Raw genomic sequence first — 26726 nt, 5'->3', positions numbered from 1 at the left:
GTGATGTTGAAAAGAGACCTGAGACATGACCGACGTAAGCCTTAACCCGCAAGCCGCTGCAGGCGATGCCGCCTACGAATCGCAGTTTGGCGACTACATCGCGTTGCTGAAGCCGCGCGTGATGTCTCTGGTGGTGTTCACGGCCTTCGTCGGGCTGGTGGCAGCGCCGGTGCATGTGCACCCCTTCATCGCTTTCTGCGCAGTGCTGTTCATTGCCGTGGGCGGCGGGGCCTCGGGCGCCCTGAACATGTGGTATGATTCGGATATCGACGCGGTGATGAAGCGCACCGTCGGTCGGCCGATCCCTTCGGGGCGGGTCGGGCGCGAAGAGGCACTGGCCCTCGGGCTGACGCTCTCAGGCTTTTCCTGCGTCATGCTGGCGCTGGCGGCGAATGTTTTTGCCGGGCTGTTCCTCGCCTTCACGATCTTCTTCTACGCTGTTGTCTACACGATGTGGCTGAAGCGCTGGACGCCGCAGAACATCGTCATCGGTGGCGCGGCAGGTGCTTTCCCTCCGATGATCGGCTGGGCCGTGGCGACGGGCGGAGTAAGCGTCGAATCGGTGCTGATGTTCCTTCTGGTCTTCATGTGGACGCCGCCGCACTTCTGGGCGCTGGCGCTGTTCATGAAGGAAGACTACCGCGACGCGGGCGTGCCGATGCTGACCGTGACCCACGGGCGCAAATCCACCCGCAAGCATATCCTGGCCTACACGGTTCTGCTGGCCCCGATCGCGCTGGTGACTGGCGTCACCTCGATCGGCGGGCCGATCTACATGGCCGTTGCCGTGGTGCTGAACGGGCTGTTCCTGAAAGGCGCGTTCCAGATCTGGCGCCGGGACGAGACCACAGCCGAGGCCGACAACTACAAGGTTGAGCGGAGTTTCTTCAAACTCTCGCTCTATTATACCGCGCTGCACTTTGCCGCGATCCTGGTCGAGGCACTGCTGAAACCCTACGGGCTGGGAGGCTGGTAAGATGCCATTGGCACATGAACATGAACTGCACCGCCGCCGTCTGTCGCGCAATCTGGGGCTTGGTGGCGTGCTGCTGGCCTTTGTCTTTCTGATCTTCGGCATGACCTTCGTAAAGGTTACGGCGCAGAACGTGCAATTCCCCGACACCGTGCCGGGCGTGCAGAAAACGGTGCCTGTCGCACCTGCCAGCGGAAACTGAGCCATGGACGCCAAGACAAAGACAGTTGTGCAAACCGTTGGCGTTGTGGTCGTGATGGCGTCGCTGGCCTGGGCGGCGGTGCCGGCCTATAACTATTTCTGCAAGGTCACCGGCTTTGGCGGCGTCACGCAAGAGGCTGACCGCGGCTCGGACACCGTGCTGGACGAGACGATCAAGATCCGTTTCGACGCCTCGATCGACCGCAACATGCCCTGGAGCTTCAAGCCCGTGCAGCGCGAGATGACGCTGAAGATCGGCGAAACCGGGCTGGCCTTCTTTGAGGCGCACAACCCGACCGACCGAGTGGTCGCGGGCACGGCGTCCTACAACGTCACGCCCTACGAGGCGGGTGGTTTTTTCACCAAGATCCAGTGCTTCTGCTTTGACGAGCAGATCCTGCAACCCGGCGAGACGGTGCAGATGCCCGTCACCTTCTACGTGGACCCCGCCATCGTCGACGACCGCGATGCGAAATATGTCCACACGATCACGCTGGGCTATACATTCTATGAAACCGATCTGCCCGAAGGGTACAAAGCCGAAGAGCAGGCTGCACTCTCGGTGGAACAAGGCGCAACCGATCTGAACTAACGGCCTCAGGCGAGGGAAAACGAGATGGCACACGAAAAGAACCACGACTACCATATCCTGGCACCGTCGATTTACCCGTTCATCGGGGCAGTCGGGGCGTTTATCATGCTCTACGGGGCCGTGCTGTGGATGCACGAGTCCGGCCCGTGGATGTTCCTGCTGGGCCTGCTGGTGGTGCTCTACACCATGTTCGGCTGGTGGCGCGAAACCATCCTGGAAAACAAGGCGGGCGATCACACGCCGGTCGTCAAGATCGGGCTGCGCTACGGCTTCATCCTGTTCATCATGTCCGAGGTCATGTTCTTTTCGGCATGGTTCTGGACCTTCTTCAAGCATGCGATCTATCCGATGGGGCCACAAAGCCCTGCGGTGGATGGCGTCTGGCCGCCCGTAGGTATTGAGGTTTTCGATCCCTGGCACCTGCCGCTGATCAACACGCTGATCCTGCTGTGCTCGGGCGCGGCGGCCACCTGGGCGCACCATGCCCTGGTGCATGAAGACAACCGCAAGGACATCAAGAACGGTCTGCTGCTGGCGATCCTGCTGGGCGCGCTGTTCACGGTGTTCCAGCTGTACGAATATAGCCACGCGGCCTTCGGCTTTGGCGGCAACATCTACGGCGCGACCTTCTTCATGGCGACCGGCTTTCACGGTGTGCACGTCTTCATCGGCACGATCTTCCTGCTGGTCTGCCTGCTGCGCGTCCATGCCGGCCACTTCACCGCCGAAAACCACGTCGGGTTTGAGGCGGCGGCCTGGTACTGGCACTTCGTTGACGTGGTCTGGTTGTTCCTCTTCGCCTCGATCTATATCTGGGGCGCCTGATCCGTCGGGCCGGGCCTGCCCCTTTTGGCGGGCAGGCGCGATGTCTATATAGCTGCAAGACAGAGGCGCGGGCATCGACCGCGCCTCTTTGCGATGAAGTGGGGGATTTATGCGGGCGAGATTGATCGGGGTGATCGTGTTCGCGGTCGCCGGGTTCGCGGTTCTGGTGGCGCTCGGCAGCTGGCAGGTCCAGCGTCTGCACTGGAAAGAGGCCCTTCTGGCGCGGATCGAGGCACGGATTGCCGCGGACCCCGTGCCGCTGCCCGAGGACCCGGAGCCGGAGGCCGACAAGTATCTGGCCGTGCGGCTTGCAGGTCAGTTCACCGGCCCCGTCCTGCGCATCCAGTCCGCACAAGAGGGCTATGGCGCCGGGTATCATCTGGTGCAGGGCTTTGATACGTCCGCGCGCCGCGTGATGATCGACCGGGGGTTCGTGCCGCAGGGCGCGGCGCTTCCCGAGGCACCTGAGGGAGAGGTGGAGATCACCGGCAACCTGCTCTGGCCCGACGAGAAGGACGGCTTTACCCCCGACCCCGACCTGACGACCGGGCTGTTCTATGCCCGTGACGTGCCGGCCATGTCCGAGGTGCTGGATACGGCACCGCTGCTGGTGGTGCGCCGCGACGCGGCGGGGCAGGAGGGGGCGCTGATGGTGGCCCCGGTGGGCACCTCATCGATCCCGAATGATCATGAGGGCTATGCAATCACATGGTTCTCGCTGGCCGCCATATGGCTGGTCATGTCGGGTGGTTTGATTTATCGCATCTCCAAACAGGGAAAGGGCGAATTGGCGTGAAGTATATCTCGACAAGGGGCAAGGCCCCCGAACTGACGTTCGAGGATGCAATGCTGACCGGGCTGGCCCGCGACGGCGGTCTGTATGTTCCGGCAGAAATTCCAGTGATGAGCGCCGAGGATATTCGCGCGCTCGGCGGGTTGTCCTATGAGGAAACCGCTTTCCGCGTCATGTGGCCCTATCTGGGCGAGACCTTCACCGAGGATGAGTTCCGCGCCTGTATCGCGCGCGCCTATACCGGGTTCGGCCATGCCGCCCGTGCGCCCATGGTGCAGCTGGAGCCGAACCACTTTCTGCTGGAGCTGTTTCACGGCCCGACGCTGGCCTTCAAGGATTTCGCGATGCAGCTGATCGGTCAGCTGTTCCAGACTGCGCTGCAAAAGAACGGCCGCAAGGTGACCATCGTGGGTGCGACCTCGGGTGATACCGGCTCGGCCGCGATCGAGGCGTTCCGGGGGTTGGACAATGTCGACGTGTTCATCCTGTTCCCGCATGGCCGTGTCTCTGAGGTGCAGCGCCGTCAGATGACGACGCCCGCCGACAAGAACGTGCATGCGCTGGCGATGGACGGCGATTTCGACGATTGTCAGGCCCGCGTGAAGGACATGTTCAACCACTTCGATTTCCGCGATGACGTGGGCCTTGCCGGGGTGAACTCGATCAACTGGGCGCGGGTTCTGGCGCAGGTGGTCTATTACTTCACCGCCGCCGTCAGCCTTGGTGCGCCCGACCGCAAGGTCAGCTTCACGGTGCCAACCGGCAACTTCGGTGACATCTTCGCGGGCTATATCGCGCGCCGGATGGGCCTGCCGATCGACAAGCTGATCGTGGCGACCAACCAGAACGACATCCTGCACCGTTGCCTCAGCACCGGCGAATATCGCCCCGATGGCGTAACGCCCTCGATCAGCCCGTCGATGGATATTCAGGTCAGCTCGAACTTCGAGCGGGCGCTGTTTGACGCGCTTGGCCGGGACGGCGCCGCCGTGTCGCAGCTGATGGACGAGATGAAGGCGGGCGGGTTCACCGTGCCGCAAGGCGGCTTGCAGCACTTGCAGGAGCTGTTCCTGTCGGGCCGTTGCTCTGAAGACGAGACCCGCGAGACGATCCGCGACATGCTGGCACAAACGGGCGAGCTGCTCTGCCCGCACACCGCCGTCGCGGTGAAGGTCGCGCGCGAGCTGCGCGTGGCCGATGTGCCGATGGTGTCGCTGGCGACAGCGCATCCGGCGAAATTCCCCGACGCGGTGGAGGCGGCCAGTGGCGTGCGCCCCGGCCTGCCGCCGCGTATGGCCGATCTCTTTGACCGCGAGGAGCGTGTGACGCGCGTGGCCAATGACCTCGACCAGATCGAAGCGCTGATCCGCGAAAGGAGATCTGCATGAGTGTCGAACTGACCACGCTGAGCAACGGTTTTCGTATCGTTTCCGAGCATATGCCGGGCCTGCAATCCGCCTCCATCGGGATCTGGGTCAGTGCCGGGGGCCGTCATGAGCGTCCCGAACAGAACGGCATTGCGCATTTCCTTGAGCATATGGCCTTCAAGGGCACGCGCACCCGCTCGGCCCTCGATATCGCTGAGGTGATCGAGGATGTGGGCGGCTATATCAACGCCTACACCAGCCGCGAGGTGACCGCCTACTACGCCCGCGTGCTGAAAAACGACGTGCCGCTGGCGCTTGAGGTGATCGCGGATATCCTGCGCCAGTCGATCTTTGACCCCAAGGAAATCGAAGTCGAGCGCGGCGTGATCCTGTCCGAGATCGGGCAGGCGCTGGATACCCCTGATGACGTGGTCTTCGACTGGCTGCAGGAACGCGCCTATCCCGAGCAACCTCTGGGGCGCACCATTCTGGGCCCTGAGGAGCGGGTGAAGAATTTCAGCCGCGATGATCTGGCGGGCTTTGTGCGCGAACACTACGGTCCCGGTCAGATGATCCTGTCGGCGGCGGGGGCTGTTGATCACGCGCAGATCGTCGCCATGGCCGAAAAGCTGTTCGGCGACATGGAGGCCCACGGCCAGCCCGAGATCATCCCGGCGCGTTTTGTCGGCGGCGAGATCCGCAACGTCAAGAAGCTGGAGCAGGCGCATGTCGTCTTCGGTTTCGAGAGCCCCGATTACCGCCATCCCGACGCCTATACCGGCCAGATCTACGCGGCAGCGCTTGGCGGCGGCATGTCCTCGCGCCTGTTCCAAGAGATCCGCGAGAAGCGCGGCCTCTGCTACACGGTGTTTGCCCAGGCCGGTGCCTTTGCCGACAGCGGCATGACGACGATCTATGCCGGCACCAGCGGCGACAAGGTGCATGAGCTGACGACGCTGATCCTGGACGAGATGCACCGCGCCGCCGAAGGCCTTGTCGGGGCGGAAATCGCCCGTGCCCGCGCCCAGATGAAGGCGGGCATGCTGATGGGGCTTGAGGGGGCGTCCAGCCGGGCCGAGCGTCTGGCCCGCATGATCGAGATCTGGGGCCGTGTGCCGCCGCTGAACGAGGTGGTCGAGCGGATCGATTCCGTCACCGCCGAGGATCTGCGCCGCCACGCCGAACAGATGGCCGCGCGGGCGCCGATGGCTCTGGCGCTCTATGGCCCGGTGTCGCAAGCCCCCGATTTCGCGGGTCTGTCGGCCCGCCGCGCCGCATGAAGGCAGCGTGATGTTGCGGGTCCGGCGCAAGATCCGGGTCGAGACGGAGCGCATGACGCTCCGGCCGCCGGCGCATCCGGACTACCGGCCTTGGGTCGAGTTGCGCCAGTCCAGCATCGACTTCCTGACCCCGTGGGAACCGACCTGGGCCGTCGATCACCTGTCGCGGCGCAGCTTCACCAACCGGGTCTATTGGGCGCAGCGCGCGATCACCGGCGGCACCGCGCTGCCGCTGTTTCTCGAACGGCGCGCGGACGAGGCGCTGCTGGGCGCGATCACCCTCGACAATATCCGCCGTGGCCCCAGCCTTTCGGGCACGCTGGGCTACTGGGTCGCCGAACGCCACGCGCGCCAGGGCTTCATGCGCGAGGCGATCTCGGCCGTGGTGCATCACGCCTTCCACCGCATGGACTTGAGCCGGATCGAAGCCGCCTGCCTGCCCGAAAACACCCCCTCGCGCCGCCTGCTGGAGAGCTGCGGCTTCAAGTACGAGGGCGTCGCGCAAAGCTATCTGCAGATCAACGGCCGCTGGCGCACCCATGTCCTCTATGCGGCGCTGCGCATGGACCGCCGTGGACGCACGGATGCGGGTTGACTGACGCCGTCTGACCAATTTGGTGGCAGTCGCCCTGCGAAACCGCCGCCTCACGCGAGCGTGACCGCCGCTCCGGCCCTCCCCCTGCTAGCATGAGGTGCAGGAGGACCTGACCCATGATCCGCATCCTGCTCGCCCTTGCCCTGCTCAGCCCGGGCCTTGCCACGGCGCAAAGCCGCCCGAGCCACTGCATTGCCATCGCAGACGCCGCGCCCGGCCTCTCCTACATCCAGCAGGCCAGCTTCCGCGACCCGCTGCCCGACTACACGGTGCGCATCAGCTACCTCACCCACTCGGCCTTCCTGCTGCAAACCCCGGGCGGCGTCTCGGCGGTGACGGACTTCCCCGGCTTCATTGGCTCGGCGGACTTCCTGCCGGACGTGGTGACGATGAACCACGCCCATTCCAGCCACTGGGCGCGCTTTCCTGACCCCGCCATCCCACATGTGCTGCGCGGCTGGTCCGACACCTTCGGCCAGCCCGCCGATCACGACCTCGAAGTCGGCGACCTTCTGGTGCGCAACGTCTCGACCGATATCCGCAGCGCGCAAGGCGGGGTCGAGGACAACGGCAACTCCATCTTCATCTTCGAGGTGGAGGGGCTGTGCATCGGCCACCTCGGCCACCTGCACCACGAACCGAGCGATGCCCAATACGCCGCCATCGGCCGCCTCGATGTGCTCATGGTGCCGGTCGACGGCGGCATGACCCTCGACACCCCTTCGATGGTGCGCGTGGTCGAACGGCTGAAAAGCAGCGTCGTGCTGCCAATGCACTGGTTCAGCGGCGCCAGCCTTGAGTGGTTTCTCACGGAAACGTCCGACAGCTTCGCGATCGAGCGTCGCACCACCAGCGACCTCACGCTCTCCCTGCGCGACCTGCCAGCGCGCCCGACGATCATCGTGTTGCAACCCCAGACCCTGACAGATGCCCCGGACTGACCCGATGCGCCACGGCGCCCAGTCATCTTGCCAAAAATACTTCGGGGGAATTGAGGCCCTCTGGCCTCAAGGGGGCAGCGCCCCCAGCCGCCCTCACATCTTGCTGAGCGGCTTCTTCGTCACCTCGGCGCGCAGGGCCTCGACCAGATCGTCCTGCGCCACATCGGCCTCGATCGCCAGCCGCCGCATCCCGAAATGCACCTGCGCCATCTGCTGATAATAGCTCGTATAGGCATAGTTCGTCGCCGCCCCCGCTGCCGCACCCAGCAGCGGCACGGTCTGTGCGGCCAGCTTCTGGCCCATCACCGTCGCCAGCCGTGGGGCAACGCGCGCGATCAGACCGTGCACCGTCGCGCCCGTCAGCGTCACCCGGCTGGCGAGAAAGCCCATGTCGGCACCGTCGTCATGTCCCAGTGGCCCGGCCGAGGCAAAGACCTGAATGGAATCAAACTGAACGTTCTCTTCCGCGGGATCAAAGCCGTGCTGCGCCGCGACCCCCTGAATGGTGCGCAACAGCATCGTGGTCGTCACTGGCAGCTCGGCGAGAGCCGTTGGCAGCCCACCCATGCCGCCCGCCGCCCCGAGGCCCGTGGTCACCGCCAGGTTCAGCCAGCCCGGCTGGTCGCGTACCACCCCACGAGAGCTCTGTGCGGCGCGCATTGCCGTCCTCAGCGCCGCCTCGCTGGCACTGTCGAGTCGGCTGCGGATCGCGAGGGGCAGCCTGTCCAGCAGACCTTCCGCCTTGCCGCCCAGCAGGGTCAGCACCTGCAAGCCGGGCCCACCCGCGCGCCGGTAACGTCGCGCCAGATCTTCGATCTCGGCGGTGATGTCGGGGGGCAGGGGGACATCCTTGGGCATGGGTCTCTCCGGGGTGCGAACACCCTTCATAGATGGGGCGGGCGGCGGCCAGATAAAGGGGCTGGTCACGCAGTTGACGCGCACAGGCACAAAGCCGCGCCGGGTCAGTGTCGGCAAAAGCCGCCCCGGCAGCAAGGGCCAAGCTCAGATCGCGCGGGTCACCGGCCCTTTGACGCCGGTCCAGGCGCCCTCCACCAGCGCAAGTCCCAGGATCCGGTCGGGGTTGGTGGGCGGTGGCATCTCGACCCCGGTGAGGCGGGAAAAGCCGAAGCGGCTGTAATAGGGCGCATCGCCCACCAGCATGACGCGCTGCCAGCCGGTCTCGCCCGCGCGGCGCAGCGAGGCGTTCATCAACAGCCCGCCCAGACCTTCGCCCTGATGGGTCGGGTGCACTGCCACGGGGCCGAGCAGAAGGGCATCCTGCCCGCCGACGCGCACCGGCCAGTAGCGGATCGCGCCTGCCAGAATGCCCTGACGGTCGCGCGCGACATGGCTCAGCCCCTCCACCGGCGGGACATCATCGCGCAGCCGGTACGAACTCAACGCCGTGCGCCCGGGCGCGAAGCACAGGTCATAGAGGCCCTCGACCTCCCACCAATCGTCATTACTTTCGGGGGTCAGGGTAAACATAGGCCGCCATTCTGTTTTTCAGGTGGAAACGCACCTAGCACGCGTTTAGACCAGCATCAAACCGTAGGAGGCAAAGATGTTCTACAAGCCTGAAGATGGTCACGGCCTGCCACATAATCCGTTCAAGGCGATTGTCACGCCCCGGCCCATCGGCTGGATCTCGACCCGCGACGGCAATGGGCTCGATAACCTCGCGCCCTATTCGTTTTTCAACGCCATTGCCGATACACCGCCACAGGTGATGTTTTCGTCCCTTTCCAGCAAGGCGGACCGGGATTTCGGCAAGGACAGCGTCTCCAACATTCGCGACACCGGGGTGTTCTGCGTCAATATCGTGGAATTCGCCCTGCGCGACGCGATGAACGCCAGCTCCGCCCACCTGCCCGCGGGCGAGGATGAGTTCGCCCATGCCGGTCTGGAAAAGGCCGAGTGCGAGACGATCAACTGCCCGCGCGTCGCCGCCGCCCCCGCCGCGCTGGAATGCCGTATGACGCAGATGATCGAGCTGAAGGGCGACAGCAATATTCTGGTGCTGGGCGAGGTCACCGGCGTCTACATGCGCGACAATTGCCTGATCGACGGCATCTTCGACATCACCACCTATAAACCGCTGAGCCGCCTCGGGTATCGCGACTATGCCGCGATCTCTGAGGTCTTCTCGCTGAACCGTCCCGGCCAGAGCTGAGGCGGCGTAGCGCACAAAAAGGGCCGGTCTGCTGTGCGCGGACCGGCCCTTTTTTCATGTCTTGGATCAGTGACTGCCGAGGATCCCGGTGCGGACGTTGTAATCCACCGCCAGCTCGTAATCGGGGTCATCGTTGCTGTCGACGACGAGGTGCCCGGCCTTTTTCAGCAGGCGGTGACAATCGCGGCTGAGGTGGCGCAGCTGGATCAGTTTGCCCATCTCCTCGTATTTGCCGGCAATCGCCTCGATCGCCTGCAGGGCGGACTGGTCGACCACGCGGCTCATCTGGAAGTCGACGATCACCAGATCGGGGTCGGCCTCAACCGTGAACAGCTCGGAAAAGCCATCGGAGGAGCCGAAGAACAGCGGGCCGTTGATCTGATAGACCTTGGCGCCTTCGTCCGAGATATAGGTGTTGGCGTAGATCCGGCGGGCGTTGTTCCAGGCATAGGCGAGGGCCGAGACGATGACGCCGATGACCACGGCGGTCGCAAGGTCGGTCATCACGGTTACGACCGTCACAAGCACGATGACGACGGCATCGGTCATCGGGACCTTGGCCAGGATCTTGAACGAGTTCCAGGCGAAGGTGCCGATCACCACCATGAACATCACCCCGACCAGCGCCGCCAGCGGGATCTGTTCGATCAGCGGCGCGGCAAACAGGATGAAGCTGAGCAGGAACAGAGCGGCGGCGATCCCGGCGATGCGGGTGCGGCCACCGGATTTTACGTTGATCATCGACTGGCCGATCATCGCGCAGCCGCCCATGCCCCCGAAGAACCCGGTGACGACGTTGGCGGTGCCTTGGGCGACGCATTCCTGGCTCGCTCCGCCGCGCTGGCCGGTCATCTCGCCCACGAGGTTCAGCGTCAGAAGCGATTCAATCAGGCCGACCATCGCCATGATGATCGAATAGGGCAGGATGATCTGCAGGGTTTCCCAGGTGAAGGGCACCATCGGGATATGAAAGCTCGGCAGCCCACCGTTGATCGAGGCCATGTCGCCGACGCGCGGCACATCAAGGCCCAGCACGATCACCAGAATGGCGGTGATGCCGATGCCAGCCAACGGCGCCGGGATCACCTTGGTCAGGCGCGGCATGCCCCAGACGATCAGCATGGTCAGCGCGACGAGGCCCAGCATCAGCGCCATCGGTCCGCCCGACAGCCATTCGCCACCACCCGCGCCGTGGCCAGAGGCCTCGGTCGTGCCGGGCACCTTGAACTGGCTGAGCTGGGCGAGGAAGATCACGATGGCCAGCCCGTTGACGAAGCCCAGCATCACCGGATGCGGCACCAGTCGGATGAACTTGCCCCACCGCATGAAGCCGACGAAGATCTGGATGATCCCCATCAGCACAACGGCGGCAAACAGGTACTGGGCCCCGTGCTGGGCCACCAGCGCCACGATGACGACCGCAATCGCCCCCGTCGCGCCCGAGATCATGCCGGGCCGTCCCCCGATCACCGCGGTGATCAGGCCAATGATGAAGGCGGCATAGAGGCCCACCAGCGGATTGACGTCAGCGACAAAGGCAAAGGCCACCGCCTCGGGCACCAGCGCCAGCGCCACGGTCAGACCCGACAGCAGCTCGATCCGGATACGGGTGGGCGACAGCCCGGTGTCGGTCGGCGCAAGGCGCAGGTCAGGCATGGTGATGCGATTGGCAAAGGCCGCGAGTTTGGCTTTGGGCATGGGACCCTTCCGGATGCGAATGTTGAGATGTTTGCGCAGGGACTAGCCTGTTTGCTGCTATGCGGCAAGGCAATGGGGCGAAAGCTGAGGCAAAACGCCCAGTGGCGTGGGATTTTGGCGTCTCAGTGCGCTGTGGCCACGTCATCACGATTGCAGCCCCGCACCGCCCGCGTCAGACATGAGGCTAACAGGGCAGGGAGGCGGATCATGACAATGCTGGCGGTGATTGGCGGATCGGGGATCTACGACATCGACGGGCTTGAGGAGGCGCAGTGGCAGAGCGTCGACACGCCCTGGGGTGCGCCCTCGGATCAGATCCTGACGGGGCGGCTGCACGGGGTCGCCATGGCGTTCCTGCCGCGCCACGGGCGGGGCCATGTGCACAGTCCGACGGACGTGCCCTACCGCGCCAATATCGACGCGCTCAAGCGGCTGGGGGCGACGCATGTGCTGTCGATCTCGGCCTGTGGATCGTTCCGGGACGAGATGGCGCCGGGGCATTTTGTCATGGTGGATCAGTATATTGATCGGACCGTGTCGCGCGAGAGCAGCTTTTTCGGTACGGGCTGCGTGGCGCATGTCTCAATGGCGCATCCGATCTGCATGGGGCTGTCGCGCGCGGCGGGCGATGCGGCGCGACAAGCCGGCGTCACGGTACACGAGGGCGGCACCTATCTGGTGATGGAGGGGCCGCAATTTTCGACCCTGGCCGAGAGCCGGATGTACCGCGAGGTCTGGGGGTGCGACGTCATCGGCATGACCAACATGCCCGAGGCGAAACTGGCGCGTGAGGCCGAGCTGCACTATGCCACCATCGCCATGGTCACCGATTACGACAGCTGGCATCCCGATCACGGCGATGTCGATGTCGCCTCCATCGTGGCGGTGTTGCAGGGCAATGCGGCGCATGCGCGCGATACCGTGGCCAATCTTGCACGGATCTTCGGTGGGGCGGGCTGCCCGACGGGGTGCGAAACGGCGCTGGATTTCGCCATCATGACCGCGCCGGGCAAGCGCGACCCTGTGCTGTTAGGGAAACTCGACGCCGTTGCAGGCCGCGTTCTGGGCTGAGACGCTTGCCCGACGCGCAGCCATCGGCCAACACTTGCGCGATCAAGCTGCCGCAGGGAGGCCATAGTGAAGACCGTCAAGGACTACATCCGCACGATCCCCGATTTCCCGCATAAGGGCATCCTGTTTCGAGACGTGACGACGCTGTTCTCAGACCCGCGCGGGCTGCGCCTCGCGGTGGATCAGATGCTGCACCCCTATGCAGGCATGCGCATCGACAAGGTCGTCGGGCTTGAGGCGCGCGGCTTCATCCTTGGCGGGGCGATTGCGCATCAGCTTTCGGTCGGGTTTGTGCCGATCCGCAAGAAGGGCAAGCTGCCGGGGCCGACGCTGGGCGAGAGCTATACGTTGGAGTATGGCAAGGCCGAGGTCGAGATCCACGAGGATGCCATTGCGGGCGGAGAGCGCATTCTGCTGGTCGATGATCTGCTGGCGACGGGCGGCACCGCCGAGGCCGGGATCAAGCTGATCGAGCGTCTGGGCGGCACCATCATGGGCTGTGCCTTCATCGTCGACCTGCCCGAACTTGGTGGGCGGGCGCGGTTGGAAGGCATGGGCATGGAGGTGCATGCCCTCTGCGAATTCGAGGGCACGTAAACTCCGCCTTAAGGATGATCGCGTTATCGAGACAGCACAGTCGGGTACCGCTTCTGCTTGCAACGGTTCGACCCCGATCTGCCGACGCGCCCTGCCTCCCCCCCCCCGGCAGGGCGCGTCATTTCAGGTTGGCGTCAGAGCAGGACTGCGCCGGGGTTCAGAATGCCATTCGGGTCGAACAGATCCTTGATGCCGCGCATCAGCTCCAGCTTGACCGGATCGCCGTAGCGCGCGAGGTCCGCCGCCTTCAGCCGTCCGATGCCATGTTCGGCGCTGATCGAGCCCCCATAGGCCGCGACCAGATCGTGGATCGCCTCCATCACCGGCGCCTTGTGCGCGGCGTATTCGGCCTTGGAGTGCCCCTCGGGCGGGAAGACGTTGTAGTGCATGTTGCCGTCGCCGAGGTGGCCAAAGCAGTTCAGCCGATAGGGGCCCATCCCGGCAAGGATCTGGCGGCCTTCCTCGATGAAGGCGGGCAGGCTGGTGATCGGCACCGAAATATCGTGGCTTGAGATGGCACCGGTCAGCCGGTTCGCCTCGGGGATGGTTTCGCGCACCGTCCACAGCTCAGCCGCCTGCGTGGCGTTCTGGGCGATGATGCCGTCGCTGACCAGACCGGCCTCAAACGCCTCCTCGAAGATCGCCTCCAGCATCGCTTCGGGCTGACCGCCCGTGGCGAGACCCAGCTCGGTCAGCACCATCCAGTCGGGGGCGGGATCAAAGGGGCGGCGGATGTCGGGCAGCTCTTTCGCCAGAAACTGCAGCCCCATGCCCGAGATCAGCTCGAAGGCCGAGATGCTTTCGCCCGCGTGGTCGCGGGTCTTGGCCAGCAGCTCCAGCGCGGCCTGAGGCGAGGGCACGACCATCAGCGCGGTGGCGCGGGCGGCGGGACGCGGGAACAGCTTCAGCGCGGCGGCGGTGATCACGCCCAGCGTCCCTTCGGAGCCGATCATCAGGTTGCGTAGATCGTAGCCGGTGTTGTCCTTGCGCAGGCGTTTGAGGGTGTTCATCACCCGCCCGTCGGCCATGACCACCTCAAGCCCCAGGCACAGATCGCGTGTGTTGCCATAGCGCAGCACGTTCAGCCCGCCCGCATTGGTGCCCAGACTGCCGCCGATCCGGGCCGAGCCTTGCGCCGCAAAGCTGAGGGGGAACAGCCGGTCGATGGCCTCCGCCGCCTGATGCAGCTGCTCGACGATGGTCCCGGCCTCGGCGATCAGCACGTTCTCGAAGGCGTCGATATGGCGGATCCTGGTCATCCGCTCCATCGACAGGATCAGGGGCAGGGGGCCGTCCTGCAGGATCTGTCCCCCGACCAGCCCGGTGCCCCCGCCATAGGGAATGACGGCGACGCGCGCGGCATTGGCGGCCTGCATCACCGCCGACACCTCGGCAGTCGAGCCGGGGGCGACGACGACGCCCGCCTTGCCGCTCCAGCTGCCGCGGGGCTCCTCGATGTAGCCCGCGATATCGCGAAAGGCGGCATCGGGCAAAAGGTCGTGCAGGGTGGCGACGAAGGTCTCGTCGACGTCATTGAGATGGGGCATTTGGGTCTCTTGTCGTCAGGATTGCGTCTCGGCGGCAGGTGTGGTGCGCAGATACTCCATCACCGCATGGCGCGCGGATTGATCGCCGCGCGCGGCGGCGGCGTCGATCACCTGACGCACGACACCAAGGTCGACACGCATCAGCAGGCTTTTCACCGGCCCGATGGAGGCCGGGCGCATCGACAGGGTCCGCAGGCCCATGGCGGCAAGGCAGACGGCCTCGACCGGGCGGCCAGCGTCTTCGCCGCAGAACGACAGCGGGGTGTTCGTCTCCTCGCAGCGCTCGACGATCTGGCGCAGGAAGGTCAGGAACGAGATGTTCAGCGTGTCGTAGCGCCGGCGCACCCGTTCGTTTTCGCGGTCCGCCGCAAAGAAGAACTGCTTGAGGTCATTGCCGCCGATCGAGAGGAACTGCACCTCTTCAAAGAAGGCACGCGGCGCGAAGGCGAGGCTGGGGGTTTCCAGCATCGCCCCTATTTCCAGCGTTTCGGGCACCGGATGGCCCAGAATACGCTCGCGCTCCAGCGCCTTGTCCATTTCGGCGCAGGCGGCGCGGTATTCCTCGTATTGCGCGACGAAGGGGAACATCACCGTCAGCGGCCGTCCCTTGGCGGCGCGCAGCAACGCCTGCAACTGCATCCGCATTACGCCGGGTTTGTCGAGGCCGACCCGGATCGCCCGCCAGCCGAGCGCGGGGTTCGGCTCGTCGTTGGGCTTCATGTAGCTCAGCACCTTGTCCGACCCGATGTCGAGGGTGCGGAACACCACGCGCTTGCCCTTGGCATTGTCCAGAACATGCGAATAGAGCGCCGACAACTCAGAGCGTTTCGGCATCTGGTTGCGGATCAGGAACTGCAATTCGGTGCGGAACAGGCCAACGCCATCCGCGCCAGAGCTTTCGAGCGAGGGCAGGTCGGCCATCAGCCCGGCATTCATCTGCAGCGACAGATGCGTGCCGCACGCGGTGATCGAGGGCGTCTCGCGGATCGAGGCATAGCGTTCCTGCGCCTGCGCCTGCATCGCGATCTTGTCGCGGAAGGCACTGACGATGGAATCCTCGGGGCGCAGGTGCGCGATGCCCTGATCGCCGTCGACCATGATGTGATCGCCGTTCAGCGCCTCGGTCGTGATATTGCTGGCGTGGATCACCAGCGGGATCGCCAGTGCCCGCGCCACAATCGCGGCGTGGCTGCCGACCGAGCCCTGCTCCAGCACGATACCGCGCAGCGAGCGGCCATAATCCAGCAGCTCGGCCGGGCCGATATTACGCGCCACAAGGATCGGGTCGGAGGGCAGCTCGGCGCCGGTCTGGCTGCCTTGCCCGGTCAGGATACGCAGCAGGCGGTTGGACAGGTCATCGAGGTCGTGCAGCCGTTCGCGCAGGTACTGATCGGCCACCGTCGCCATACGGGCACGGGCGGTATTCTGTTCTTTTTCAACGGCAGATTCGGCGCTGAGGCCACGGCCGATGTCCTCCTCCATGCGCCGCATCCAACCCTTGGAATTGGCGAACATGCGGTAGGCTTCCAGCACCTCAAGCTGTTCGGCGTCACCGTCCGAGGCGCCCTGCAGCATGGCATCGACCCCGACGCGCAGCTGATCGACGGCCTCGTGCAGGCGCTCGTTCTCGCGCACCGGATCGTCGGCGATGGGGTTGGTGATGACGACGCGCGGCTCATGCAGCCAGACGTGCCCCTCGGCCGAGCCTTCCTGGCCCGAGGCGCCGCGAAACATCACCGGCTTGGTATGGCGCGCGGTCAGCGCCGCGCCGTCGCCAATGAAGGCGCCCAGCTCGGTCATCTCGGCCAGCACCATGGCGACCACTTCCAGCGCATAGATCTCGTCGTCGGAGTATTTGCGCGCGGTTTTCGACTGCACCACCAGCACGCCGAGGGTTTCGCCCAGCCGCTGGATCGGCACACCGCCGAAGGAGGAGTAAATCTCCTCGCCGGTTTCGGGCATATAGCGGAAACCGGCCTCTTTCGGCGCATCCGCCGTGTTGATCTGCTGGCCAGTGCGCGCCACGCGCCCCACAAGACCTTCGCCCAGACGCATGCGGGTCTGGTGCACGGCCTCGGCCTTCAGGCCTTCGGTCGCGCAAAGCTCAAGCGTTTCGGCGTCGCGGAACAGATAGACCGAGCAGACCTCGGTGCGCATCGAATCGGCAATCAGCTGGGTGATCCGGTCCAGTCGCGCCTGACCGAGCGCGTGTTCGGCCATGACCTCACGCAGGCGGCCGAGCAATTTTCGGCTGTCGGTCTGGAAATAATCGCTCATCCCGTCGGGTTCCCTGTCCCCATTAGTGGTCGCAGAGCGGGCGAAATCTGCACGGCTCGCGACCGCTGTGACTAGACCACAGCCGGGGGGCAAGCGAAACGACTATCTGAGTGCAAAGGCGCGGGCAGATGCGCGCAGGGGGGATTTTGGCCGAAGCGCGAGACGGGCTCAGGCCCTTGCCCCACAGCGCTTTTATGGCGTTGATCCGCGCCGCCGAAGCGCGCGGATCAAATTGTTTTTTCAGGCAGTCACGGCGCGGCGCCTGTCCTAATAATCAGGCAGCCGCAAGACGGCCGATCAGTTGGCCTTGTCGAGCTCGAAGGCGTCATGCAGGGCCTGTACGGCCAGCTCCATGTACTTGCGGTCGATCAGTACGGAAATCTTGATCTCGGAGGTGGCGATGACCTTGATGTTGATCCCCTCGTCCGAGAGGGTCTTGAACATCTTCGCAGCGACGCCCGATTGCGACCGCATGCCGATGCCGACGGCGGAAATCTTGCAGACGTTGGTGTCGGCGACCAGGTCGTGGAAGTTGATATCGCCGCGATCCTTGGCATCGTTCAGCGCCTTTTCGGCCCGCTTCACCTGTTCAGTGGGGCAGGAGAAGGTCATGTCGGTGCGACCTTCCTCGGCGATGTTCTGGATGATCATATCGACGTTGATGCCGGCCTCTGACAGCGGGCCAAAGATCTTGGCGGCGATGCCCGGACGGTCGGCGACCGAGATCAGGGTCATCTTCGCTTCTTCGCGGGAATAGGCGATCCCGTTGACGACGTTGGATTCCATGATGTCCTCCTCGGCACAGACAAGGGTGCCGGCTGTGTCGGATGGTTCCTCGAAACTCGAAAGAACGCGCAGTTTGACGTTATAGCGCATCGCCAGCTCGACCGAGCGGGTCTGCAGAACCTTGGCCCCGAGGCTGGCAAGTTCCAGCATTTCCTCGAAGGCGATCTTGTCGAGCTTGCGCGCCTTGGGGGCGACGCGGGGATCGGTGGTGTAAATGCCATCAACGTCCGTGTAGATATCGCAACGCTCGGCATCAAAGGCCGCGGCAAAGGCGACGGCGGTGGTGTCAGAGCCACCCCGGCCCAGCGTGGTGATGCGCCCCTCGGGGCTGACGCCCTGAAAGCCTGCGACCACGGCCACCTTCATGCCCTCGGCGAACTTGGCGTTGATGTTGTCGTTCGGGATCTCTTCGATCCGGGCCGAGGAATGCGCGCTGTTGGTCTTGAGCGGCACTTGCCAGCCCTGCCAGCTGCGCGCCGGAATATCCATTTCCTGAAGCGTCAGCGCCATCAACCCGGCGGTGACGTTTTCACCCGAGCTGACAACGGCGTCATATTCACGCGCGTCATACATCGGCGAGGTCTCGTTCACCCAGCCGACCAGTTCATTGGTCTTGCCGGACATGGCCGAGACGATGACGATGACGTCATAGCCTTTAGCGACCTCAACCCCCACGCGCTTGGCAGCGCGGCGGATACGGTCAAGGTTGGCGACGGAAGTACCGCCGAATTTCATCACGAGAACAGGCATATCTGGTCCTTCGCCCGTAGTCCTACCATGCAGATCGCAGGCGGTTTACGCGCGGACAAGGCGCAGCGCAAGCGCGCTTTTACAAGGCCGCGAGGCGATTTTGCGCAACGCAGCCGCCCTCAGAACGGGATCGGTGCGCCGTCCCATGCCTCAAAGCAGCCCGTGGTGGCGGGCGAGAGGGCGTCAAAGCGCCGGATCAGCCCGGCGGTTGAGGTTGCGGTGTCGATATCCGCGCCCGCGCCGCCCATGTCGGTCTGCACCCAGCCCGGATGATAGACGCCGACGGCAATGCCATCTGCCGCCAGATCCGCCGCGAGGTTGCGCCCGACATTGACCACCGCCGCCTTGGAGGCGCGATAGATATAGCTGCCACCCGGTGCACGTGCCTGGCTGCCCATGGCCGAGGCGATGATCGCGACCTTGCCCGCCAGCGCCGAGGCGCGCAGCTTTGGCAGCAGCGCCTGCACACTCAGGAACGGCCCCGCGACATTGACGGCCATGGTCTGCGCCCAGGTTGCGGCGTCAAAGCCCCCCTCCAGCGCCTGCCCCTTGTCGAGGTAGACCCCGGCGTTGCAGATCAGCAGATCAACCGGCCCCTCGACCGCTTCGGCAAAAGCCTTGATGCTGTCGGGCTGTGTGACGTCCAGCGCCACCAAACCATCGCCGCCCTTGGTCGAGGTGGCCGTGACGCGGTCGCCCCGGTCGCGAAAGCGTCTGGCAAGACCTTCGCCAATGCCCCGGCTCGCCCCTGTGATCACAACATGCATGGATCCTCTCCCCTTCGGTTCGATGTCAGCCTAGTTGGTCTTGCGGCCCGGCGCGAAGGGCAGGGGCATGACCGGCACGCCCTCCTCGATCAGCGCACGGGCCTCTTCTGGCTTGGCCTCGCCATAGATCGGGCGGTCGGGGCTGGAGCCGTCGTGGATCGCACGCGCCTCGCTGGCAAAGTTGCCGCCCACATAGGTCGCATTCGCCTCGACCTTGCGGCGCAGTTCGGCCATGGCGCGTTCGGCGTCGCTGGCGGGCTCGGACAGCGGGCGCGTGGGTTTGGCCGGAGTTTCGGGCGGCTGTGCGGTGTTCACGCGCGGCGCCATCAGCGCCTTGCTGACCTTGCTCGACCCACAGACCGAACAGCTGACCATGCCCGCCGTCGCCAGCTTGTCATAGGCCGCAGAAGACTGGAACCAGCTGTCGAAGCGGTGGTCGGAGTCGCATTTCAGCGTGAACTGGATCATGGGCAACCCATTGGAATATCTCTGCCCCATCACATAATCACGCGCGCGGCAGATGCAAGATTTCCTGTACCCGCGGGTCTAGAGATCCACCTGCGACGGGTCGAAATCGCGGATGATGCGCGCCAGTTCGGTTTCGCCCACCTTGCGGGCGGCCTTCTTGCGCGAGAACCACTTGCGACGCCGCTCGCCTTCTTCGGGAAACCGGCCCTTCATCGCATCGACGCGCACCGCGTAGACGACCCCGATGCAGGGCACCAGCCGCGCGTTCGACAGTGTCTTGGCGTAGGAATACATGCCCAGAGGCAGCTCGGTCACGCGCCCGACCACGCCCGCTTCCTCATAGGCTTCCTGCAGCGCGGCGGCCCCGGGGGGTTTGCCCTGCATCGGCCAGCCCTTCGGGATGATCCAGCGCCCGGTCCCGCGCGAGGTGATCAGCAGCACCTGAGGCTTGTCCCTGATCAGACGATAGCACAGCGCAGCATATTGGGTTTGCACAACATTGTGCCCCTCATGGCTCAGCTGAAACCCTGTCTGCGGTTGTGCTATCACGTGCCTGCCTGCCGTTTTTGTCCTTGAACCACGTCGCGCCGAGGCGATTCACATGGCGTTTCAAGATGATCTTTCTGTCATTTAATGAACAAATTTTTAAGATATCAAAGCACTTGTATGCAGGCGCGGTTGATTTTCGCCCATTCGGGTGGAAAACCCCCTGTGCCACAGGGGGTTTGGCCTATTTCCTGCGCAGGCTCAGCGGTCGCTTTCTTGCCAGCGCGGGTTGATCCAGGGCTCGGCATTTTCCGGCGCCAGCATCGCCTTGCCGAGGATGTGATCCGAGGCCTTTTCCCCCACCATGATCGACGGCCCATTCAGGTTGCCATTGGTGATGCGCGGAAAGATCGAGCTGTCGGCGACGCGCAGTCCCTCGACGCCGATCACGCGGCATTCCGGGTCGACCACGGCCATCGGATCATCCGCGCGCCCCATCTTGCAGGTGCCGCAGGGGTGATAGGCGCTCTCGGCGTGTTCGCGGATATGGGCGTCCAGCGCCTCGTCGCTCTGGGCGGCGCTGCCCGGCATGATTTCCTTGCCGCGATAGGGATCAAAGGCCGCCTGGCCGAAGATCTCGCGCGTGGTGCGGATGCAGTGGCGGAAGTCTTCCCAGTCGTCGGGATGGGACATGTAGTTGAAGAAAATCCGCGGCGCATCCTTGGGATCGGCGCTGGTCAGCGTGATCTCGCCCCGGGATTTTGAGCGCATAGGCCCGACGTGGGCCTGAAACCCGTGCCCCTCGGCCGCCGCCTTGCCGTCATAACGCACGGCGATCGGCAGAAAGTGGTACTGGATGTCAGGGTATTCGACACCGGGTTTTGAGCGGATGAAGGCCGCGCTTTCAAACTGGTTCGAGCTGCCCAGACCGCTCTTGAAGAACAGCCATTCGGCCCCGGCAATCGCCTTGCCCCAGAGGTTCCAGTGTTTGTAGAGCGTGATCGGCTGCGTGCTGGCCTGCTGGATATAAAGCTCAAGGTGGTCCTGCAGGTTCTGCCCGACGCCGGGGCGGTCGGCGACCACCTCGATGCCATGCTCGGCCAGATGCGCCGCAGGGCCGATGCCCGACAGCATCAGGATCTTGGGCGAGTTGATCGACGACGCGGCGATGATCACCTCGCGGCGCGCGCGCACCACCTCGATCTTGCCGCCACGCTCAATCTCGACACCCACGGCACGGCCATTCTCGATGACCACACGGCGGGCGAAGCAGCGCACCAGTTCGATATTGTCGCGCTTGAGCGCCGGTTTCAGATAGGCATTGGCGGTGGACCAGCGGCGGCCCTTCCAGACCGTCTGCTCCATCGGGCCGAAGCCTTCCTGTTTCTCGCCGTTGTAGTCGTCGGTCAGCTCGAACCCCGCCTGGGCGCCAGCCTCGACAAAGGCCTGAAACAGCGGGTTTTTCCGGGGGCCGCGCGTCACATGCAACGGGCCGCCCTTGCCACGCCAGCTGGCGTCGCCGCCATGGCCGCCGTCGTGCCAGTCTTCCATGCGCTTGAAGTAGGGCAGCACGTCGGCAAAGCCCCAACCCGCCGCGCCGCTCTCGGCCCAATGGTCGAAATCGCGGGCATGACCGCGCACATAGACCATCCCGTTGATCGAGGATGACCCGCCCACGACCTTGCCGCGCGGCGTCGCCAGAGTGCGCCCGCCCAGCCCCGGCTCAGGGTCCGAGGCAAAGCCCCAGTCATAGCGCTTCATGTTCATCGGATAGCTCAGCGCCGCTGGCATCTGGATGAAGGGGCCGGCGTCGGTGCCGCCGAACTCAAGCACAATCACGCTGTTGGCCGCGTCTTCCGACAGCCGCGCGGCCATGACCGACCCTGCCGAGCCTGACCCGATGATGACGAAATCCGCGTCCATGTGGTGTCCTCTCAGAATGCCGATTCAACATCGCTCAGCGCGACGTAAACCGATTTGATCTGGCTGTAGTGTTCCAGGGCGGCGCGGGCGTTTTCACGGCCCACACCGGACATCTTGACGCCGCCGAAGGGCGCCTCGACCGGCGTCAGGTTGTACTGGTTGATCCAGCAGGTGCCGGCCTCCAGCTGCGCCACGACGCGGTGGCCGCGCTTGATATCATTGGTGAAAACCCCGGCGGCGAGGCCGAATTCAGTGGCATTGGCGCGGGTGATCGCCTCTTCCTCACTGGTGAAGGTCAGGATCGCCATGACGGGGCCAAAGATCTCCTCCGCGGCGATGCGCATGTCGTCGGTGACGCCGGAAAAGATCGTCGGTTCGATATAGTTGCCGGTCTCGAAGCCCGCGGGAATACCGCCGCCCAACAGCAGCTTGGCGCCCTCGGACTTGCCGATCTCGATGTATTCCAGCACTTTGGCGCGCTGCGTGTCGGTGACCATCGGGCCGATGTTGGTCTCGGGGTCCAGCGGGTCGCCGATCACGGCGGTTTTGGTGCGCTCAACCAGCCGCGCGGCAAAGGCTTCGGCGATATCGGCGTGCACAAACACGCGGGTGCCGTTGGAGCAGATCTGTCCGGTGGAATAGAAGTTGGCGTTGATCGCGGCGGAAACGGCGTTCTCGATATCCGCATCCTCGAAAACGATCAGGGGGGATTTGCCGCCCAGCTCCATCGTGACGTGGCGGATGCCCTCGGCTGCTGCGGCATAGACCTTGCGGCCCGTGGGGACCGAGCCGGTCAGCGACACCTTGTCGACGCGGGAATCGGTGACGAGCGCGGCCCCGACATCGCCATAGCCGTTGACGACGTTGAACAGGCCCGCAGGGGCCCCGGCCTCGACATAGATCTCGGCCAGTTTCAGCGCGCAGAGCGGCGTCATCTCGGACGGCTTGAACACCATGGCATTGCCGCAGGCCAGCGCGGGCGCGGACTTCCAGCAGGCGATTTGCGTCGGATAGTTCCACGCCCCGATGCCGACACAGACGCCGAGCGGTTCGCGAATCGTATAGACGAAATCACCGCCCAGCGGCACGCTCTCGCCGGTGATCGAGGCGGTGATGCCACCGTAGTATTCCAGCGCGTCGGCGCCAGAGGTCGCATCCGCCACCAGCGTTTCCTGAATGGGCTTGCCGGTGTCGATCGTCTCAAGCTCCGACAGGGCCTCATTCCGTTCGCGCAAGATGTCAGCAACGCGGCGCAGCACGCGGCCCCGTTCGACCGGGGGCAGGGCCGCCCATTCCTTTTGCGCGCGCTTGGCCGAGTCCAGCGCTTGCGCGATCACGGCAGGGGTGGCCGAGTGCAGCTTGGCCACGACCTCGCCCGTTGCGGCATAGACGCAGTTGATCACGCGGCCGGCGGTGTCTTCGACATAGGCGCCATCAATGAAGTGGCTGCCCTTGGGTTGGACGTCTTTCATTGTCATTCTCCTCTGGGAAAGCGCTGATTGTTCTCCAGCACGTTCAGATCCATGTGGTTGCGCATGTAGCGCTCTGAGGCTTTCTGCAGCGGCTCGAAATCCCACGGGAAATAGTCGCCGTTGCGCAGGGCCTCGTAGACGATCAGACGGCGGGCCTGGCTTTCGCGGACCTCGGCGTCGAAATCTTCCATGTTCCAGTATTCCGCGACCGCCTCGGCAAAGGCCGCTGCGATTTCAGCGTGCGCGGGGTCCTGCGCCAGGTTCACCAGCTCGTTCGGGTCGGTTTCGACGTTGAACAGCAGCGGCGGGTCCAGTTCGCAGTGGATGTATTTCCACTGGTCCTGGCGCAACCCGACGAGGGGCGCATAGGAGGCCTCGGCGGCGTACTCCATCTTCACCGGCGTGGTGCGCGCCGTGCCATTGGCCAGCGGCACCAGCGATTCGCCATCGGTCCAGGGCATGATCTCGGAAAGGTCGATGCCGGCCAGATCGGCCAGCGTCGGGTTGACGTCGACGGTCGAGACCGGCGTCTCGATCAGACCTGCGGGCATCTGCGGCGCGGCGATCATCATCGGCACGCGGGACGAGCCTTCCAGGAAGGTCATCTTGAACCACAGCCCCTTGTTGCCCAGCATGTCGCCGTGATCCGACACGAACAGGATCACCGTATCCTCGGTCTGCCGCGTGCCCTCCAGCGCCTCCATGATCTCGCCGATCTTGTCGTCGAGATAGCTGATATTGGCGAAGTAGGCGCGGCGCGAGCGGCGCACATCATCCTGAGTTATATCGGTTTTCTTCGCGTCATTGGCATCAAAGATGCGCTGGGAATGGGCATCCAGATCGTCGTATCCAAGGGTGCCGACCTCCGGCTCAAGGTGGTCGCAATCCTCGTAGAGGTCCCAGTATTTCTTGCGCGCGACGTAGGGGTCATGCGGATGGGTGAAGCTGACCGTCATCATCCAGGGCCGTTCGTCCAGACCCCGGCCCAGCTGATAGACCTTTTGGCGGGCCTGAAAGGCGACCTCGTCATCGTATTCCATCTGGTTGGTGATCTCGGCCACGCCCGAACCGGTGACGGAGCCCATGTTGTGATACCACCAGTCGATCCGCTCGCCCGGTTTGCGGTAATCCGGCGTCCAGCCGAAATCGGCGGGGTAGATGTCCGTCGTCAGGCGCTTTTCGAACCCGTGCAGCTGGTCGGGGCCGACAAAGTGCATCTTGCCAGACAGATAGGTCTGATAGCCGGCGCGGCGCAGGTGGTGCGCATAGGTCGGGATGGCGCTGCCGAATTCGGCGGCGTTGTCGTAAACGCGGGTGCGGCGCGGCAACTGCCCGGACATATAGCTGGCCCGCGCCGGGGCGCACAAAGGCGAGCCGGTATAGGCATTGGCAAACCGGGTGGAGCGTGCGGCAAGCGCCTTGATATTTGGCGCGTGCAACCACTCAGCGGGGCCGTCGGGGAACAGCGTTCCGTTCAGTTGATCGACCATGAAGATGAGGATGTTGGGCTGCTTATGCGCCACGATTTTTCCTTTCGAGCCAAAGTGTTAGGTAGTCGTTGACCATCGCCTTGATCTGCCCGATCTCGGGCACGCTTTCCTGCAGGGCCGAGCGTACGTAGAACCCGTCGATCAGCGAGGCGAGGCCTTGCGCGATCTCCTCGGCGATCTCCGGCTCGAACAGCTTTTTCAGATCGTGGATCAGGTTGCTGTGCAGACGGCGTGCATAGACCTGCAACAGGCGGCGCGTCTGATCCGAGCGCAGGGCGCGGACGTAGAAGTTCAGCCAAGCCGCGATCACCTCGCGCTCGAACTGGCTGGAATCAAAGCTCGAATCCGTGATGGCGCGAATCCGGGCCTCGGGCGTTGTGGCCGCCTTGAGGTTGCTCAGCACCGTCTCGCCGTATTCGCGCATGACATAGCGCATCGTCGCCAGAAACATCTGTTCCTTGGAGCCGAAATAGTGATGTGCCAGCGCCGAGGACATGCCCGCACGCTTCGCAATCTGGCTGACCGTGACCTCCAGAGTCCCGGCCTCTCCGATCTCCGCGATGGTCGCGTGGATCAGTGCCTTTTTTCGAACCGGTTCCATCCCGACCTTTGGCATGTCACTGTCCTTTCATCCACAACGCTTTACTTTTAGCGTCTCATCGTTTTTGATTAACTCATCAATCAACAAAAAAGCAACCCATGCGCCAACATGAAGGATACGCAATGACAAAGACTCTGCTGACCATGACCAGTGCGCTGGCTTTGACCGCCGGTGCCGCCTACGCAAACTGCGAAAAAGTGATCTTTTCGGATGTCGGCTGGACGGACATCACCTCCACCACCTCCGCCTCCAAGCAGGTGCTTGAGGCTCTGGGCTACGACGTCGACGTCAAGGTTCTGTCCGTTCCCGTGACCTTCGCCTCGCTCGACAGCGACGACGTCGATGTGTTTCTGGGCAACTGGATGCCGGCGCAGAACAGCGCCATCAATCCCTACTTGGAATCGGGCGAGATTGAATCGGTCGCAACCAACCTGACCGGCACCAAGTACACCCTCGCCGTGCCTGCCTATACCTACGAAAAGGGCCTGAAATCCTACGCCGATATCGCCAAGTTCGCCGATGATCTGGACGACAAGATCTACGGCATCGAGCCCGGCAATGAAGGCAACGCCTACCTCGTCAGCCTGGCGGACGAGAACAAGTTCGGTCTGAAAGACTTCAAGATCGTCGAAAGCTCCGAGCAGGGCATGCTCTCGATGGTGCGCCGCGCGGTCGACAAGGACGAGGATATCGTCTTCCTCGGCTGGGAACCGCACCCGATGAACGCCAACTTCGATCTGAAATATCTCCCCGGTGGCGAGGATTTCTTTGGCGGTGAAGGCGTCGTCAACACCGTGACCCGCAAGGGCTATGTCACGGAATGCCCCAATGTCGGCAAGTTCCTGACCAACCTCAAGTTCACCCTGCCGATGGAAAACGAGATCATGGGCAAGATCCTGAACGACGGCGAAGATGCAGATGATGCGTCGATGGCCTGGATGAAGGCGAACCCCGATCTGGTGATGTCCTGGGTTGACGGCGTGACCACGGTGGATGGTGCCGATGGCGCTGCCGCCGTCAAAGAGAAGCTGGGCCTGTAAGGCAATTCTGAAA

26 protein-coding genes are annotated in these 26726 nt (G+C 64.0%); 13 read left to right on the top strand and 13 right to left on the bottom strand.

The features are described 5' to 3' along the window. The first annotated feature begins 25 nt into the window (after positions 1-25). The 9 genes from cyoE (at position 26) to F3W81_RS10240 (ending at position 7567) form a co-directional block, all read left to right on the top strand. Entirely contained in the window at positions 26-976 is a 951-nt protein-coding gene (gene cyoE / locus F3W81_RS10280; protein ID WP_193083488.1) for a heme o synthase, read from the top strand. Position 977: 1 nt separating this feature from the next. Further along, positions 978-1175 carry a cytochrome C oxidase assembly protein gene (locus tag F3W81_RS10275; RefSeq protein ID WP_193083486.1) on the top strand — a complete coding sequence of 66 codons (198 nt, stop codon included), beginning with the start codon at positions 978-980 and terminating at the stop codon, positions 1173-1175. A 3-nt stretch (positions 1176-1178) separates the two neighbouring features. Further along, positions 1179-1766 carry a cytochrome c oxidase assembly protein gene (locus F3W81_RS10270; protein WP_193083481.1) on the top strand — a complete coding sequence of 196 codons (588 nt, stop codon included), beginning with the start codon at positions 1179-1181 and terminating at the stop codon, positions 1764-1766. Between the two features lie 24 nt (positions 1767-1790). Further along, a complete protein-coding gene (locus tag F3W81_RS10265; RefSeq protein ID WP_193083480.1) occupies positions 1791-2591 on the top strand; it encodes a cytochrome c oxidase subunit 3 in 801 nt (266 codons plus the stop codon). 109 nt (positions 2592-2700) lie between these two features. Beyond that, the gene (locus F3W81_RS10260; RefSeq protein WP_193083479.1) at positions 2701-3387 is read left to right on the top strand and encodes an SURF1 family protein; all 687 of its coding nucleotides are present in this window, start codon (positions 2701-2703) and stop codon (positions 3385-3387) included. After that, positions 3384-4772 carry a threonine synthase gene (thrC, locus tag F3W81_RS10255; protein WP_193083478.1) on the top strand — a complete coding sequence of 463 codons (1389 nt, stop codon included), beginning with the start codon at positions 3384-3386 and terminating at the stop codon, positions 4770-4772. Before F3W81_RS10260 ends, thrC begins: the two co-directional genes overlap by 4 nt. Continuing rightward, positions 4769-6031, top strand: a complete 1263-nt coding sequence (locus F3W81_RS10250) for a M16 family metallopeptidase (protein ID WP_193083477.1) — start codon at positions 4769-4771, stop codon at positions 6029-6031. Before thrC ends, F3W81_RS10250 begins: the two co-directional genes overlap by 4 nt. A gap of 10 nt (positions 6032-6041) precedes the next feature. After that, positions 6042-6626, top strand: coding sequence for a GNAT family N-acetyltransferase (locus F3W81_RS10245; RefSeq protein WP_193083476.1), 585 nt, complete (start codon positions 6042-6044; stop codon positions 6624-6626). Positions 6627-6742: 116 nt separating this feature from the next. After that, a complete protein-coding gene (locus tag F3W81_RS10240; RefSeq protein WP_193083475.1) occupies positions 6743-7567 on the top strand; it encodes an MBL fold metallo-hydrolase in 825 nt (274 codons plus the stop codon). Positions 7568-7660: 93 nt separating this feature from the next. Here the strand turns inward: F3W81_RS10240 and F3W81_RS10235 are convergent, their stop codons facing one another. Both F3W81_RS10235 and F3W81_RS10230 read right to left on the bottom strand, forming a co-directional pair. Then, positions 7661-8425, bottom strand: coding sequence for an EcsC family protein (locus F3W81_RS10235; protein WP_193083474.1), 765 nt, complete (start codon positions 8423-8425; stop codon positions 7661-7663). Positions 8426-8569: 144 nt separating this feature from the next. Then, a complete protein-coding gene (locus F3W81_RS10230; protein WP_193083473.1) occupies positions 8570-9055 on the bottom strand; it encodes a GNAT family N-acetyltransferase in 486 nt (161 codons plus the stop codon). 76 nt (positions 9056-9131) lie between these two features. Between F3W81_RS10230 and F3W81_RS10225 the strand changes: the two genes are divergently transcribed. Beyond that, positions 9132-9740 (top strand): flavin reductase family protein, encoded by a 609-nt coding sequence (locus F3W81_RS10225; RefSeq protein WP_193083472.1) that lies wholly within the window; start codon positions 9132-9134, stop codon positions 9738-9740. Between the two features lie 66 nt (positions 9741-9806). Here the strand turns inward: F3W81_RS10225 and F3W81_RS10220 are convergent, their stop codons facing one another. Further along, positions 9807-11438, bottom strand: coding sequence for a SulP family inorganic anion transporter (locus F3W81_RS10220; protein WP_193083471.1), 1632 nt, complete (start codon positions 11436-11438; stop codon positions 9807-9809). Between the two features lie 207 nt (positions 11439-11645). On the opposite strand from F3W81_RS10220, the gene F3W81_RS10215 reads away from it, so the two are divergent. Together F3W81_RS10215 and F3W81_RS10210 are read left to right on the top strand one after the other, a co-directional pair. After that, positions 11646-12509: an S-methyl-5'-thioadenosine phosphorylase gene (locus F3W81_RS10215; protein ID WP_226941945.1), complete on the top strand. Its 864-nt coding sequence runs from the start codon at positions 11646-11648 to the stop codon at positions 12507-12509. Between the two features lie 66 nt (positions 12510-12575). Beyond that, entirely contained in the window at positions 12576-13106 is a 531-nt protein-coding gene (locus F3W81_RS10210; protein ID WP_193083470.1) for an adenine phosphoribosyltransferase, read from the top strand. Positions 13107-13240: 134 nt separating this feature from the next. Here F3W81_RS10210 and F3W81_RS10205 read toward each other — a convergent pair whose 3' ends face one another. The 10 genes from F3W81_RS10205 to betI all read right to left on the bottom strand — a co-directional run bounded on the left by F3W81_RS10205 (position 13241) and on the right by betI (position 25688). Then, positions 13241-14653: an FAD-binding oxidoreductase gene (locus F3W81_RS10205; protein ID WP_193083469.1), complete on the bottom strand. Its 1413-nt coding sequence runs from the start codon at positions 14651-14653 to the stop codon at positions 13241-13243. Between the two features lie 15 nt (positions 14654-14668). Further along, positions 14669-16930 (bottom strand): phosphoenolpyruvate--protein phosphotransferase, encoded by a 2262-nt coding sequence (gene ptsP, locus F3W81_RS10200; protein ID WP_193083468.1) that lies wholly within the window; start codon positions 16928-16930, stop codon positions 14669-14671. Positions 16931-17227: 297 nt separating this feature from the next. Next, positions 17228-18466 (bottom strand): aspartate kinase, encoded by a 1239-nt coding sequence (locus tag F3W81_RS10195; protein WP_193083467.1) that lies wholly within the window; start codon positions 18464-18466, stop codon positions 17228-17230. 119 nt (positions 18467-18585) lie between these two features. Then, on the bottom strand, positions 18586-19233 hold the full coding sequence (locus F3W81_RS10190) for an SDR family NAD(P)-dependent oxidoreductase (protein WP_193083466.1): 648 nt from the start codon (positions 19231-19233) through the stop codon (positions 18586-18588). A 30-nt stretch (positions 19234-19263) separates the two neighbouring features. Further along, positions 19264-19701, bottom strand: a complete 438-nt coding sequence (locus tag F3W81_RS10185) for a DUF1178 family protein (RefSeq protein ID WP_193083465.1) — start codon at positions 19699-19701, stop codon at positions 19264-19266. A 78-nt stretch (positions 19702-19779) separates the two neighbouring features. Beyond that, complete coding sequence (locus F3W81_RS10180; protein ID WP_319022312.1) at positions 19780-20196, bottom strand: NUDIX hydrolase; 417 nt, start codon at positions 20194-20196, stop codon at positions 19780-19782. Between the two features lie 252 nt (positions 20197-20448). Continuing rightward, complete coding sequence (gene betA / locus F3W81_RS10175; RefSeq protein ID WP_193083463.1) at positions 20449-22110, bottom strand: choline dehydrogenase; 1662 nt, start codon at positions 22108-22110, stop codon at positions 20449-20451. Between the two features lie 11 nt (positions 22111-22121). Next, positions 22122-23582 carry a betaine-aldehyde dehydrogenase gene (gene betB, locus F3W81_RS10170; protein WP_193083462.1) on the bottom strand — a complete coding sequence of 487 codons (1461 nt, stop codon included), beginning with the start codon at positions 23580-23582 and terminating at the stop codon, positions 22122-22124. 2 nt (positions 23583-23584) lie between these two features. Next, a complete protein-coding gene (gene betC, locus F3W81_RS10165) occupies positions 23585-25072 on the bottom strand; it encodes a choline-sulfatase (RefSeq protein WP_193083784.1) in 1488 nt (495 codons plus the stop codon). 22 nt (positions 25073-25094) lie between these two features. Next, positions 25095-25688 carry a transcriptional regulator BetI gene (gene betI, locus F3W81_RS10160; RefSeq protein ID WP_193083461.1) on the bottom strand — a complete coding sequence of 198 codons (594 nt, stop codon included), beginning with the start codon at positions 25686-25688 and terminating at the stop codon, positions 25095-25097. A 107-nt stretch (positions 25689-25795) separates the two neighbouring features. Here betI and choX point away from each other — a divergent pair, with 107 nt between their 5' ends. After that, positions 25796-26713: a choline ABC transporter substrate-binding protein gene (choX, locus tag F3W81_RS10155; RefSeq protein ID WP_193083460.1), complete on the top strand. Its 918-nt coding sequence runs from the start codon at positions 25796-25798 to the stop codon at positions 26711-26713. Positions 26714-26726 lie beyond the last annotated feature (13 nt).

Origin of the sequence: Pseudooceanicola spongiae (genome assembly GCF_014899185.1) — a bacterium.
Classification (GTDB): Bacteria; Pseudomonadota; Alphaproteobacteria; order Rhodobacterales; family Rhodobacteraceae; genus Pseudooceanicola; species Pseudooceanicola spongiae.
The sequence above is the reverse complement of the archived record's forward strand: the minus strand, read 5'-3'. Positions and strand labels throughout refer to the sequence as shown.